Consider the following 13,191-nt stretch of genomic DNA (forward strand, 5'->3'; position numbering starts at 1 on the left):
GAGGCCACGCCCAAAATTGGGTTTATTATAAAGTGAAGGAATATTATGACTTCTAAAACTGTTTTACATGCAAAGCACCTTGAATCAAACGCAAAAATGGTTGATTTTCACGGCTGGGAAATGCCTATCAACTATGGTTCACAAATCGAAGAGCACAACGCAGTGCGTACCGATGCAGGCATGTTTGACGTTTCACACATGACGATTGTTGATGTCAAAGGCGAACAAGCACAAGCATTTTTACGTAAACTAGTTGCCAACGATGTTGCCAAGTTAACAGTCCCTGGTAAGGCACTTTACACCGGTATGCTTAACGAGCAAGGTGGCGTAATTGACGATCTAATCATTTATTTCTTCTCAGACACTGATTACCGCCTAGTTGTTAACTCAGCGACTCGCGAAAAAGATTTAGCCCATATGGCTAAAGTTTCAGCTGATTTTGCCGTTGAAGTGACAGAGCGTCCAGAATTCGCAATGATTGCAGTACAAGGCCCAAATGCTAAAGCAAAAACAGCCACACTTTTAACCACGGAGCAACAAGCTGCCGTTGAAGGTATGAAGCCATTTTTTGGTGTGCAAGTAGGTGATTTATTTATTGCCACAACAGGCTATACTGGCGAAGACGGTTACGAAATTGTAGTACCGAACGAACAAGCGGCTGATCTATGGCAACAACTGCTAGATGCAGGTGTTAAACCGGCAGGTCTTGGCGCACGTGACACACTACGTTTAGAAGCAGGTATGAACCTTTACGGCCTAGATATGGACGAAAGCGTTTCACCACTTGCAGCTAACATGGCGTGGACTATTGCGTGGGAACCTGAAGATCGTGACTTTATCGGTCGTGATGTATTAGTTCAGCAACGCGCAGAAAAAAGCACTGACAAACTAGTTGGCCTAGTGCTTGAAGAAAAAGGCGTATTGCGTAGCGGTTCTAAAGTAATTGTTGATGGTGGCGAAGGGGTTATTACCTCTGGTACTTTCTCACCTACTCTTGGTTTTAGTGTTGCCCTTGCACGTGTACCACGTTCAACAGGCGAAACAGCCCAAGTAGAAATGCGTAAAAAATTAGTTAACGTAAAAGTAGTTAAACCAAGCTTTGTACGTAACGGTAAGTCAGTACTTTAAAGTATAAATTAAAATTTGGTGTTATCACCCAATAATACCAATCATGTTGAGTTATTAACCACTTATAGCGACAGATAAATAGAGTGATAACAAGGCATTAATTTTGATATGTAGTTGTTCTACCTGATAAATTAATAACGCAGTTAGCGCTTTATTTAGACAGCTAGAATGGTTAAATATTTAAGTTGATTGGTATCAAAACCAAAGGATGAATAAAATGAGCAATATCCCTAGCGAGTTAAAGTATGCCTCTTCACACGAGTGGGTTCGCAACGAAGGCGACGGTACTTTCACTGTAGGTATTTCTGAGCATGCACAAGAACTTCTTGGCGACATGGTATTTGTTGAACTACCAGAAGTGGGCGATGCAGTAGACGCTGGCGAAGATTGTGCAGTAGCAGAATCAGTAAAAGCAGCTTCAGACATCTATGCACCAATCAGTGGCGAAATCGTTGCAATCAACGAAGACCTAGAAGATGCACCTGAAACTGTAAACAGTGATGCTTACGGCGACGGTTGGTTATTCCGCATTAAAGCATCTGACGAGTCTGAGCTAGAAAACCTGCTTGACGCAGAAGGCTACGCACACTCGATCGACGAAGACTAATAATTAGTTTTATTCGATATTAAAAGCCCCGTTATACCAAATGCTAGCGGGGCTTTTATGATTTTACTGCTTACCTTCCATACAGTGTAAGTTATTAAATCAAAAGCTTTTAAGTTATTACTGGTCACCCATTAGTAGTAACCATTTATTTTTTGGATCATAGGAATCTGGACAAATGTCAAACGCCACATCTCTTGAACAATTAGAGCAAACGCAAGATTTTATTCGCCGTCATATTGGGCCAAGCCCAGCACAAGTAAGCGATATGCTAAGTGCTCTTGGAGTATCGAGTGTTGAAGAGCTGATCGATCAAACTGTACCTGCAAGTATTCGTTTAGAGCAGGGCCTTACAGTGGGCGAAAGCCGCACTGAAGTTGAAACACTAAGCTACTTAAAGTCTGTAGCAAGCAAAAATAAAGTGTTCAAATCTTACATTGGTCAAGGTTACCACCCAACTCATGTACCACACGTAATTTTACGTAACGTACTTGAGAACCCAGGTTGGTACACAGCGTACACTCCATATCAACCAGAGATTGCTCAAGGGCGTTTAGAGTCATTATTAAACTTCCAAACTATGACCCTAGACCTAACGGGTCTTGATTTAGCAAGTGCATCGTTGCTTGATGAATCAACGGCAGCCGCAGAGGCCATGGGCCTTGCAAAGCGTGTTTCTAAAGCTAAAAAAGCAAACGCATTTTTCATCGCAGATGACGTACACACACAAACAATCGACGTTGTTACTACACGTGCAGAGCAGTTTGGTTTTGAGATCATCGTAGGTAAAGCTGCCGACGCTGTGAACCACGAGATTTTTGGCGCGTTATTCCAGTATCCGTCAACGTCAGGTGAAATTGTTGATATCACAGATTTAATCGCTGGCGTACAAAGCAAAAAAGCGATTGCCTGTGTTGCAGCCGACATAATGAGCTTATTACTACTAAAAGCACCGGGTAAACTGGGCGCAGACGTCGTACTTGGTTCAGCGCAGCGCTTTGGTGTACCAATGGGCTACGGCGGTCCTCACGCTGCATTTTTTGCAACGCGTGACGCGTACAAACGTTCATTACCAGGTCGTATTATTGGTGTATCAAAAGACCGTTTAGGTAACGATGCGCTACGTATGGCAATGCAAACGCGCGAGCAACACATTCGCCGCGATAAAGCCAACTCAAACATTTGTACAGCGCAAGTATTACTTGCCAATATGGCAGCGTTTTATGCGGTGTACCACGGCCCACAAGGCTTAAAAACTATCGCACAGCGTATTCATCGCTTTGCCGATATTTTAGCTGCAGGCCTACAAGCTAAAGGCGTAGCACTTAAGCACAGCACATGGTTTGATACCCTAACGGTTGTTAGTGATAACAAAGACGACGTAACAGCGCGCGCTGTAGCAAACGGCGTTAACTTTGCAACTAACCACGCTGGCGAGTACTCAATTGCAGTATCAGAAACCACAACCCGTGCAGATGTTGCTGAGCTTTTCGACATTATCCTAGGCGAAGGCCATGGTTTAAGTGTTGACGCAATTGCAGCCGACATCGAAGCGAATGGCAGCGAGTCAATCCCTGCAAGCTTAGTACGCGATGACGAAATTTTAACGCACCCTAACTTCAATTCGTACCACAGCGAAACTGAAATGATGCGTTATATTAAGCGTCTTGAAAGCAAAGATTTATCATTAAACCATTCAATGATCTCGTTAGGTTCATGCACCATGAAACTAAACGCGACTGCTGAGATGATCCCAGTTACATGGCCTGAGTTTGCTAACCTTCACCCATTCTGCCCGTTAGACCAAGCAGCAGGTTACCAAATCATGATCAACGAATTACATGATTGGTTGGTTAACATTACAGGTTACGATGCGGTATCACTGCAGCCAAACTCTGGCGCACAAGGTGAATACGCAGGTTTAATCGCGATTCGTAAATACCACGAGTCTCGTGGCGATGCACACCGTAACATTTGTTTGATCCCAAGTTCAGCGCACGGTACTAACCCTGCATCTGCACAAATGGCAAGCATGAAAATCGTGGTTGTTGATTGTGACAAAAACGGTAACGTTGATATGGCTGATCTTAAAGCGAAAGCCGAAGAAGTATCAGAAAACCTATCGTGCATCATGATCACATACCCGTCTACGCACGGTGTATACGAAGAAACAATCCGTGAAATTTGCGACATCGTGCACGAGCACGGCGGCCAAGTTTACATGGATGGCGCAAACATGAACGCCCAAGTAGGTGTTACAAGCCCAGGCTTTATCGGCTCTGACGTATCGCACTTAAACCTACATAAAACGTTCTGTATTCCGCACGGCGGCGGCGGTCCAGGTGTTGGCCCAATCGGTGTTAAATCACACCTAGCTGAATTTATGCCTAACCATAGCGTAATTAACGTACCAGGTACTAAAATTGGTAACGGTGCAGTATCTGCAGCGCCATACGGCTCAGCGGCAATCTTACCTATCTCATGGGCTTATATCACCATGATGGGTAGCGAAGGCCTTAAACAAGCGACTGAAATGGCGATTGTAAGCGCTAACTACTTAACTCATGAGCTAAGCGCGCACTTCCCAATTTTATACCGTGGCCGCAACAACCGTGTTGCTCACGAATGTATTGTTGACTTACGTCCACTTAAAGAGCTTTCAGGCATCACTGAAATGGACGTAGCTAAGCGCTTACAAGATTACGGCTTCCATTCACCAACTATGTCGTTCCCAGTAGCGGGCACATTGATGATTGAGCCAACTGAGTCTGAGTCTAAAGTTGAGATCGACCGTTTCATCGAAGCGATGGTGTCAATCAAAGGCGAAATCGATAAAGTGATCTCTGGCGAATGGTCTATCGAAAACAACCCGCTAGTGTTTGCACCGCACACACAAGGCGACGTACTTGGTAACGAGTGGGATCGTGCATACGACCGCTTCTACGCCGCATTCCCAGTACCTGCAGTGGCAAAAAACAAATTCTGGCCTACAGTAACGCGTATCGATGACGTATACGGCGACCGTAACCTAGTGTGTTCATGCCCAGCGGTAGAGACATACCGTGATTAATAATTTTTAGAATTCCTATTAAAGATTGGGAATTTATAAAATTTTAAAAGCCGTTGCACAAGTGTAGCGGCTTTTTTGTGCGTGGTGAAAAACCATTTAAAATGCTTATGTAGGTTGGGTTGAGTGAAACGAAACCCAACGATTCTCCAATATCATTACCAGCTCCCAAGCACGCAAATATGTATTGTTTGTAGGTCGCTCTTTAGGGCGATAAGTGAATTACACCACCGAGATCACAGAGGCGCTTCGCTGCACCGAGGTTAAATATTGTTGTAGGAGTCGAGCTTGCTGGCGCGTGGGTTTGTAGGTTGGGTAGAGTGCAACGAAAGCCAACGATTCTCAAATATTATTACCAGCTCTCAAGCACGTAAATATGGTTTGTTTGTAGGTCGCTCTTTAGGGCGAAAAAAGCGAGAAAATGAATTCACCACCGAGAGCACAGAGGCGCTTCGCGTTGCATCGAGGTTAAAGGCGGTTGTAGGAGTCGGCTTCAGCCACGAATGGTTGGTAGGTTGGGTAGAGTACAACGAAACCCAACGGGTTTGGTTTAAATCGTAGGTCGCTTTTTAGGGCGATAAGTGAATTGCACCACGGAGTCCGCAGAGGCGCTACACGCTACACTGAGGCTAAATATTGTTGTAGGAGTCGGCTTCAGCCACGAATGGTTGGTAGGTTGGGTAGAGTACAACGAAACCCAACGGGTTTGGTTTAAATCGTAGGTCGCCCTTTAGGGCGAAAAGTGAATTTCACCACAGAGAATTCAGAGGCGCTTCGCGCTGTACAGAGGTTCTGTAGGAGATGGCTTTAGCCACGAATGGCTTAACACGAGTGATTGAGTTAATCACTGTAGGCGCGTGGGTTTGTAGGTTGGGCTTTAGCTCAAAAAGTTGTTTCACCTTAGCTGATGGTTTTTACTGCTAACTTGTTAATTTTTGTCGGGATAAATCCGCGACCTACATTAGAAACCTTATTCAAAGTTTTTTGCCAGATTGCTGGCGGCAACCAAGGGGCGGCTGCCGCCGACCGCCCCTTGGAACCCCGCGGCACCCCGAGCATCACGCTTAATCCTTCAAAACACAATTGATGTGAACGTAAGCGCCGTGTAATCGCCATCCATGGCGAAGTCACGGCTTTCATTTCATCCATGAAATGAATTACTCATCAATTGCTTATTTTCAGGGCGTGATGACGGGGAGGGTGTTAAGCGTGAAATTGGTGTTTGACTTAGGAAGTGTGAATTCAAGCCCACGGATTGTGGTCTAAGTCAGCTATGCATTTCTTAATTTTAGTATTTTATTATTGTTTCGAATTGGGTACTATTAACGCAAAATAATTAAAACTTTAAAATATGATGAGATCTCTAAAAAGTACAGTATTTGTTATTGCTACGCTTCTTTTATCAGCATGTTCTATGATTCAAGAAAAACATATAGATGGACAGAGTATAAGTAATTCTGAAGGAATAGTTGTTACAAACTTAATTTCAAATACAGATGAAGTTGGTAACATATTTGTTCCTCATTTAAAATATATAGCGGTTTACCAAGGGGAAAGTAATGATGCCGGTGTTTCAAAAAATGTAGAATTCACACCTGATAAAAATGGCGATCATAATATTTTCAAACTTCCAGTTGGTCATTATAAATGGTGGCAAATAGTATTTGGTAACCACTACTTCCTACTGGATAGAAATGAAGGTTTTGAAGTTAAAGAAAATACAGTTACTTACATTGGTGATTTAAAAACTATCATAGACTATGGGTTTATGAGTATCAGCGCTGAAAATGATGTTATTGATAAACAAGAAGAAATCACTAAGTTCTTGTTAAATAACTACCCCAAATTAATGAGTGAAAGCGTTTTCGAGAAAAAGTTAACTATACTGGAATCTATTTAGGCGTAAAATTTATTTCGCGCGTAATAACGTTTGTTGTAGGTCAGGCTTTAGCCTGAAAGTATTTTACAGGAGTGTATCGGGATAAATCCGCGACCTACATTAGAAACCTTATTCAAGGTTTATTCGCGCTGGCGACAGCCAAAGAGGGATCGGTTTTCAAATTGATTCTGCTGCAAGCAATTCATCCCTGAAGCTGGGTTCCTGTCAGCATCCATGCTTCCACTTCCTCGCGCTGCGAAACTTCGTTTCGGTCACTCGTCACCCAGCGGCGCCCCGAGCACCACGCTTAATCCTTCAAAACACAATTGATGTGAACGTAAGCGCCGTGTAATCGCCATCCATGGCGAAGTCACGGCTTTCATTTCATCCATGAAATAAATTACTCATCAATTGCTTATTTTCAGGGCGTGAAAACCAAAGGGGTCAAATCTTGACTTCAGACATCAATGAAAACCAAAGGGGTCAAATCTTGACTTCAGACATCAAAGGTCTAGATTTATAATTTACAGCTTATTGAGTGAATTGCTATGTCTAGGCCGCTGCGAATAGAGTATGAAAATGCGTTTTATCATGTAATGAATCGTGGAAGAGGGCGTGAAAATACCTTTTTAAACGATGACGACTTTAAGTATTTTTTATATTGCATTGAGCAAGCAAGCCTTCGCTTTAATATTGAAGTGCATTCATATTGTTTAATGACCAACCATTACCACCTACTAATCAAAACCCCCGATGCTAACTTAGGTAGAGCCATGAAGCATATTAATGGCCTTTATACTCAATACTTTAATCGAACACATAACACAGATGGTGCGCTGTTTAGAGGGCGATATAAAGCGGTTTTGGTGGATGCTGATAACTACTTGTTGCATGTTAGTCGGTATATTCATCGTAATCCAATTGAAACGAGCACCCCGCTGGTAGATGACCTTGCTAAGTATCAATGGTCTAGCTATTCCGCTTTCATTAAAAGGGTAGCTGTGCCTAAATGGCTCGTTCGAGATTTTATATTTTCGCTCCAAGGCAAAAAGCGTAAATATGTAGCTTATAAGCAGTTTGTGGAGTTTGAAAACGGTGAAAAAATAAGCGCTTTTTATAATGCTAAAAAGTTATTGTCGGTTCTGGGCTGTGAGGACTTTATTGAAAATATAAATGACCATATCGCATCACCAAATAGTGAAAGTAAGCTTGTTGTTAAAAAGTACTCAGCAGATGATGTAATTGCTTACCTAGCTCAATACTTTAGTGTTGAAGTAGATGATATAGTAATGGTTAAAAAGGGGCGAAAAGAGAAAAACTTACCCCGTTGGTTTGCCATTAAATTGTGCCAAGACTTATCGGGATTAAATTTGCAGGCATTAGCAGGTATCTTTAATGTTCAGCATTATTCAGCTATATCCAAAACTGTCGGTAGGTTGAATGCATTAATGCTTGAAGATAAGAAGGTTAAATTACAATACGAAAAACTTCGAGATTGTTTGATGTGTGAAGTCAAGATTTGACCCTTTTCTTCTTTTCTTCTTTTTAGTGCGATAAGTGAACTTCACCACTGAGATTATAGAGGCGCTTCGCGCTGCACCGAGGTTAAATATTGGTTGTAGGAGATGGCTTTAGCCACGAATGGTTTACACCAATGTTAGAGTTAACCACCGTAGGCGCTAAGCTTGCTGGCGCATGGGTTTGTAGGTTGGGCTTTAGCTGCGAATGTTTCTACCCGAGCATCACGTTATTACCTTCAAATCACAACTAATGTGGTTTAAGGTTTGGTGCAATTGGAACCTGAATTCGGGTTATTAGAAATTTTACGTAATTTGTTGGGATTGAGTCCTGGTAAACGTAGACAGGTTACTTAAATGTGATGATAAATTCACTTCCCGCTTTTGTGGAGTTTAGGGCGTAATCAATCGATAAGTGCTCGCATAAGCGTTTGACAATATTAAGCCCCATGCCTAATCCTTGGCTTTCATTGCCTTTTACACCAGCGTCAAAAATGTGTTGTTCTATATTCGGGCTAATCCCGCCGCCACAGTCACGCACTGAAAGTGAGCTGTCTTTATATTCGATTTCGATAATGCCTGAATGACTATATTTAAACGCATTGCCTATCAGGTTGTTTAATAAAATAAGCAGGGGTGGTTCGCCTATAGGGGCTATTTGTTGTGGTTTAATGTTAACGGCTAGTTCAATGCTTTTACCGGCCAAGTAATGGTGTTGCTGTAAAATACTTTGTTCGACCAGCGGGAGGATGCGCGTTTGAGCTGGTTGGCTGTTTTCTTCTCGAGCTAAGGCGAGTAAGGCTGTTAAACTTTGTTCAATTTGTTTTTGAGCATGTTCAACTCGGGCAATGAGATCTGTTTGCTTTTCAGTGAGTTTGGATTGTTTTAACAGTGTAATTGCACCTTGGCTTATCGTGACGGGGGTTCGTAGTTCATGGGATATATCTCGGGTGAATAATTGTTCACGTTTAATAAATGCGTGTATACGTGTAAGTGCTTGTTCAAGCGCATTGGCAAAGGTTCCAATTTCACTGTTTTTGAAGCGCTCGGCAAATCCATTGGGCAGTTGTTCAACAGGGGCTTGTTCAATAATAGTAATTAATTCATCAAGGGGTTTAAATAAGCGCTTAGCAATGAGGTAGGCTGTAATTCCCATCAAAATAGCAATTACAGAGACAAAAGCAAAAATAACAAATAAATAAGAAAGCAGTTCGTTTTTAACACTACTAACAAATAGTTGATCACTAACGTCTGCGAGTAAGTAGCCATGTTCAAATTGTTTTAAATGAAAATGCTCACCGTTAGCTAGGGGGATTTCGGTTCGATGAGGGTGTTGAGTTAAAAATTGCTTTATATCAGCAGGTAGCTCTGAGTACTGTGCATAAAACGAAATAAAGTCGAATCGAGGTGCCACGGCATTCCCTTGTGCTATTTGTTGGTTAATAGCGTGGCTTTCAATATCGATAAAGGTATTAAAAAAGTGGTCTTCAACATGATAGGCAAATACAAAGCTCATTAAGCTGTATAACACGCTGATCAGCGCAGTAAGGGCAATAAATAACCCTATAATTCGTGTGCGTAACGGGTGTTTTCTCATGGGGTCAACCATTTTTTATATCTAAGCAAAAACCAATTCCATGCATTGTTTTAATGAGTGGAGAGGTAAAAGGCTTATCAATTACTTTACGTAACTGATAAAGGTGTGACCGAAGGGCATCTGAATCGGTATGTTCATCCCCCCATATTTTGTCACATAGTTCAGTGCGGCTTACGACGCTGGGGTGAGCTTGCATCAAAATATGTATTATTTGCCATGGGATAGGCTGTAGCTTTAAAGCTAACCCGTCACGTCTAACCTGTTTTGTTTGGTTATCAAGTTGGAGTGGCCCTACAGTAAGGGTCGATTGCATCGGTTGTATATGCCGTTTGACGAGCGCATTGCAGCGTAGCCAGAGTTCTTCTAAATCAAATGGCTTTGTTAGGTAGTCATCTGCGCCGAGCTCAAACCCTTCTCGTTTATCTGCTAATGAATCGCGTGCTGTCATCATGATAATAGGGGTATAGCGTGTTGCGTGCTGGCGTAGTTGCTGACAAACCCCTAAACCATCAAGTTTAGGGAGCATAATATCAAGAATTATACAGTCATAATACTGCTCAATGGCGAGCGTTAAGCCGAGCTGACCATTATCGGCAAAATCCATCACCGTGCCATATTGCTGAAAATAATCAGCAATATTGAGGCTTATTTCGGGGTTGTCTTCGATAACTAATATTTTTAGTTCTTTGTTATGCATGTCTCACAGCCAGTCAGTTAAGTCATCGACATAGTTTGAAGGCAGAATATGGCTACTGTCAAAGCGAAAGTGCTTTTTATTTTCACTCGGTATCAGATTGAATAACATGCTGTTTTGTTGTTTGCTTGCGTATTCGTCATCGTCCGCTGTAAGTAGCCAGACTTTGTTGTTAGCCAGACCTATTAACACATTCTTAGGCGCAACCAGTGCTGTTTTATCATCTAGGTGGGGAGGAACAATGGCTGCTACATTATTGATACGTGGGTCGATACCCGCCAATAATAAGCTTGCTTGCCCACCCATACTGTAGCCCGCAACATTTATACGCAACGGGTCAAACTGTGGCTGCTGCGCTATCCAATCAAGGAGCACGCGGTGATCTTTGACTGTATCGGTGATCAGCGCTTCATACGGGGCTTTGTCACCGAAGTAATGTAAATCCATCATCACGTCACGTATAGAGTAGTTAGGGTCTTTACGAAGGCCGTGATTACGAGCGTCAATGGCTATGACGGCGTAGCCTTGTTTGAGTGCTTGTTGCGTGATTTTATCAACAGATGTAATTGTTGGGCGGGTTCTAAAGCTATCTTGAAACCACCGTATTTGACTCCGACCCAGTGCATGTATACCAATTAAAACGGGCATGGGCTGCGTTGAATTAGCATGCGTTACAGGGTATTTGATTCGACCATTTACAATTTGACCATCGAAGCTTTGGTAAGTAAATTCGTCATAGTTGTCTTCAATTTTAGTTTGTTGCCAATGTAAATCATTACCTGCTTGGTAAGCATAATGCGCTTGTACTTGCTCATAGCTTACTTGATAAGGTGTCAACGAGAAATGAAAAAACCAGCCCCCGCCTGCAAGTAATATAATTATGGCAGTAATAAGCGTGTAACGAAGAATGTTATTTTTAATGAATGGCATAAGGTAAACCTCTTTTGTTTTATTGGTTAAACGGTAACAACGCAGGTGTGAAATAGATGTGAAGAGCAATAACTTTTTTTGCAAAAGAGACTTTAATTTTAAAATCACACTCGCTGGTTTTAAATAAGTTTGTGTATAGCCATTTTGTTCACCTCAAACGCACACACTTTTATGAGTGAGCATAAAAAAGGGCAGGCACATATTTTGTCAGTAAATTTATCCTTATTATTTGCACACTGTTAATTACAGGACTTGGAATTGTGCAGCTTGGAAGGGGTTTTAGGCAAAAAAGCTAAACTAGGCGGGCACTTTGTTTAATAATATGTTTTTTAATAATTTAATGAAGGCACAACTGTTCAGCCTGCGCCTTTGTACCGTTTCATATTGTTGACAAAAAATTTGAGTCGGGTAGCCTACATTTCACTTTAATATGCACACTACAAGGACTGTAATGTTTTGTAATACCGAACTCGATTGTCTTCATGATTCAATCAACATTGCTTATTATTTATCTGAGCCTCTTTTTTATATTTGTTTTTTAGCTATTAGCCTGTCTTTAAAAAATATACCAGGGCGCTATTGGTTGGTGAGCTTTCTCGTTTGCTGTTTAGTCTCATCAGCTTTTTATAACATGTATCCCCTTGCGGGGAGCTTTCTTCCTTTCTCCATTGAATATTATCAAGCATATCTACTAACCGCTCGTTTAATATACAACTTTAGTGTTTTTATATTACTGCCTGCATTTTTATTTAATTTATGGAGTAGCAAAGTGCTTAATACTTCTGCTGCGAGCATTCTTTTATCATGGCGAGGTCGAGTAACGCGAAGTATTTATTGGTTTGTTGCTGTGTCTAATGCCGTTTTGTTTATATCAATTATTCATGGACTATCTAATATGGGGGATTACCCTATGGAAGAAACGTGGTTCTCTACAGGGCTTATGTACTTAACCTTGTTTGTAGTATTAGGGTGCTTGATTTGGATAAATCTTATGGTGACAATTAAGCGTTGGCATGACCTTAATATATCTGGCTGGATGACGTTATGCTTTTTAATTCCTTTTATTGGCTCGATTAGTTGTATTATTTACTTAGGTTTTGCGAAAGGTAAGCTGAAGGCAAATCGTTTTGGTGAAGCGCTCACTCAATAAAGTACAACAGCTAAGCTAATAGGTGAGTATTTAGCTCAATGCGAGAGTGAAAATTACGAAGGTTACACCTGACTTCATTTATATAAATAAAGTCAGGGTTGTTAATCTACCCAGCGGCTTTATATCTGCACTGTATATATATTACTTCTAAAATAACCCTTCTCTTTAAAGTGTGTGTTTTTACTAATCCCCGGTTAGTGAAAAAGCAAAGTGTGCGTATCAACTGCAAGAAAACAATCAAATAAGCTTGGACACACGTTACTCCTACAGTATCTTCAGTAGCATTTAAAACAGCTAGCAGGTGCGCAGTAAGATGTCTGAAGTAACCTGTTTGATAATATACTCAATTTAAACATTGCCTTAAGGTAATAATTTATATTCCTATAATTTATCGTGTGGCGATTGTGTACTTGTCCAAAATGAGTGAAAGAGTGCAATATCAAGGCAGAAATTATGACATAGGGTTATTTGTGAGATGTTATTTAGATGAGGCCTGCTTAATTGTTTGAGGTGATTAACTTAATTAAAATTTTGAATGTATTGGCTTTTGGTGGGGCTCTTTAATTTTTTATTTCTGTTGTCTTAGAGCAAAATAATCCTGAACTGTAATGTTCAGGAAAGTTAC

The 13,191-nt window shown here is 41.4% G+C and carries 11 protein-coding genes; 7 read left to right on the forward strand and 4 right to left on the reverse strand.

What is annotated here, in order from left to right:
* Positions 1-45 precede the first annotated feature (45 nt).
* The 4 genes from gcvT (at position 46) to A7967_RS01390 (ending at position 5,360) form a co-directional block, all read left to right on the forward strand.
* On the forward strand, positions 46-1,128 hold the full coding sequence (gcvT, locus tag A7967_RS01375; protein WP_054205600.1) for a glycine cleavage system aminomethyltransferase GcvT: 1,083 nt from the start codon (positions 46-48) through the stop codon (positions 1,126-1,128).
* A gap of 217 nt (positions 1,129-1,345) precedes the next feature.
* Positions 1,346-1,735: a glycine cleavage system protein GcvH gene (gene gcvH, locus A7967_RS01380; protein WP_054205601.1), complete on the forward strand. Its 390-nt coding sequence runs from the start codon at positions 1,346-1,348 to the stop codon at positions 1,733-1,735.
* A 175-nt stretch (positions 1,736-1,910) separates the two neighbouring features.
* Positions 1,911-4,802 carry an aminomethyl-transferring glycine dehydrogenase gene (gene gcvP, locus A7967_RS01385; protein WP_064435281.1) on the forward strand — a complete coding sequence of 964 codons (2,892 nt, stop codon included), beginning with the start codon at positions 1,911-1,913 and terminating at the stop codon, positions 4,800-4,802.
* A gap of 285 nt (positions 4,803-5,087) precedes the next feature.
* Positions 5,088-5,360: a hypothetical protein gene (locus tag A7967_RS01390; protein WP_064435282.1), complete on the forward strand. Its 273-nt coding sequence runs from the start codon at positions 5,088-5,090 to the stop codon at positions 5,358-5,360.
* 339 nt (positions 5,361-5,699) lie between these two features.
* Here A7967_RS01390 and A7967_RS22950 read toward each other — a convergent pair whose 3' ends face one another.
* Positions 5,700-5,948 (reverse strand): hypothetical protein, encoded by a 249-nt coding sequence (locus tag A7967_RS22950; protein ID WP_157756397.1) that lies wholly within the window; start codon positions 5,946-5,948, stop codon positions 5,700-5,702.
* 265 nt (positions 5,949-6,213) lie between these two features.
* On the opposite strand from A7967_RS22950, the gene A7967_RS01395 reads away from it, so the two are divergent.
* Complete coding sequence (locus tag A7967_RS01395) at positions 6,214-6,699, forward strand: hypothetical protein (RefSeq protein ID WP_064435283.1); 486 nt, start codon at positions 6,214-6,216, stop codon at positions 6,697-6,699.
* 527 nt (positions 6,700-7,226) lie between these two features.
* On the forward strand, positions 7,227-8,201 hold the full coding sequence (locus tag A7967_RS01400) for a transposase (RefSeq protein WP_064435284.1): 975 nt from the start codon (positions 7,227-7,229) through the stop codon (positions 8,199-8,201).
* 343 nt (positions 8,202-8,544) lie between these two features.
* On the opposite strand, the gene A7967_RS01405 is transcribed toward A7967_RS01400, so the two are convergent.
* From A7967_RS01405 to A7967_RS01415, 3 genes are read right to left on the reverse strand one after another with little or no spacing between them, the layout of a single operon-like run.
* Positions 8,545-9,792 (reverse strand): sensor histidine kinase, encoded by a 1,248-nt coding sequence (locus A7967_RS01405; protein WP_054205609.1) that lies wholly within the window; start codon positions 9,790-9,792, stop codon positions 8,545-8,547.
* A 4-nt stretch (positions 9,793-9,796) separates the two neighbouring features.
* Positions 9,797-10,489: a response regulator transcription factor gene (locus A7967_RS01410; protein WP_064435285.1), complete on the reverse strand. Its 693-nt coding sequence runs from the start codon at positions 10,487-10,489 to the stop codon at positions 9,797-9,799.
* Positions 10,490-10,492: 3 nt separating this feature from the next.
* Positions 10,493-11,416 carry a dienelactone hydrolase family protein gene (locus A7967_RS01415; RefSeq protein ID WP_064435286.1) on the reverse strand — a complete coding sequence of 308 codons (924 nt, stop codon included), beginning with the start codon at positions 11,414-11,416 and terminating at the stop codon, positions 10,493-10,495.
* 451 nt (positions 11,417-11,867) lie between these two features.
* Here A7967_RS01415 and A7967_RS01420 point away from each other — a divergent pair, with 451 nt between their 5' ends.
* The gene (locus tag A7967_RS01420; protein WP_054205612.1) at positions 11,868-12,566 is read left to right on the forward strand and encodes a DUF805 domain-containing protein; all 699 of its coding nucleotides are present in this window, start codon (positions 11,868-11,870) and stop codon (positions 12,564-12,566) included.
* Positions 12,567-13,191 lie beyond the last annotated feature (625 nt).

Source organism: Pseudoalteromonas neustonica, assembly GCF_001653135.1.
Lineage (GTDB): Bacteria > Pseudomonadota > Gammaproteobacteria > Enterobacterales > Alteromonadaceae > Pseudoalteromonas > Pseudoalteromonas neustonica.

What these genes read in the sequence shown, in the direction of transcription:
- A7967_RS01405 (WP_054205609.1), bottom strand. Translation starts at nt 9,792, where the DNA reads ATGAGAAAACACCCGTTACGCACACGAATTATAGGGTTATTTATTGCC.
- A7967_RS01395 (WP_064435283.1), top strand. Translation starts at nt 6,214, where the DNA reads ATGATTCAAGAAAAACATATAGATGGACAGAGTATAAGTAATTCTGAA.
- gcvP (WP_064435281.1), top strand. Translation starts at nt 1,911, where the DNA reads ATGTCAAACGCCACATCTCTTGAACAATTAGAGCAAACGCAAGATTTT.
- gcvT (WP_054205600.1), top strand. Translation starts at nt 46, where the DNA reads ATGACTTCTAAAACTGTTTTACATGCAAAGCACCTTGAATCAAACGCA.
- A7967_RS01410 (WP_064435285.1), bottom strand. Translation starts at nt 10,489, where the DNA reads ATGCATAACAAAGAACTAAAAATATTAGTTATCGAAGACAACCCCGAA.
- A7967_RS01400 (WP_064435284.1), top strand. Translation starts at nt 7,227, where the DNA reads ATGTCTAGGCCGCTGCGAATAGAGTATGAAAATGCGTTTTATCATGTA.
- A7967_RS22950 (WP_157756397.1), bottom strand. Translation starts at nt 5,948, where the DNA reads ATGGATGAAATGAAAGCCGTGACTTCGCCATGGATGGCGATTACACGG.
- A7967_RS01420 (WP_054205612.1), top strand. Translation starts at nt 11,868, where the DNA reads ATGTTTTGTAATACCGAACTCGATTGTCTTCATGATTCAATCAACATT.
- gcvH (WP_054205601.1), top strand. Translation starts at nt 1,346, where the DNA reads ATGAGCAATATCCCTAGCGAGTTAAAGTATGCCTCTTCACACGAGTGG.
- A7967_RS01415 (WP_064435286.1), bottom strand. Translation starts at nt 11,416, where the DNA reads ATGCCATTCATTAAAAATAACATTCTTCGTTACACGCTTATTACTGCC.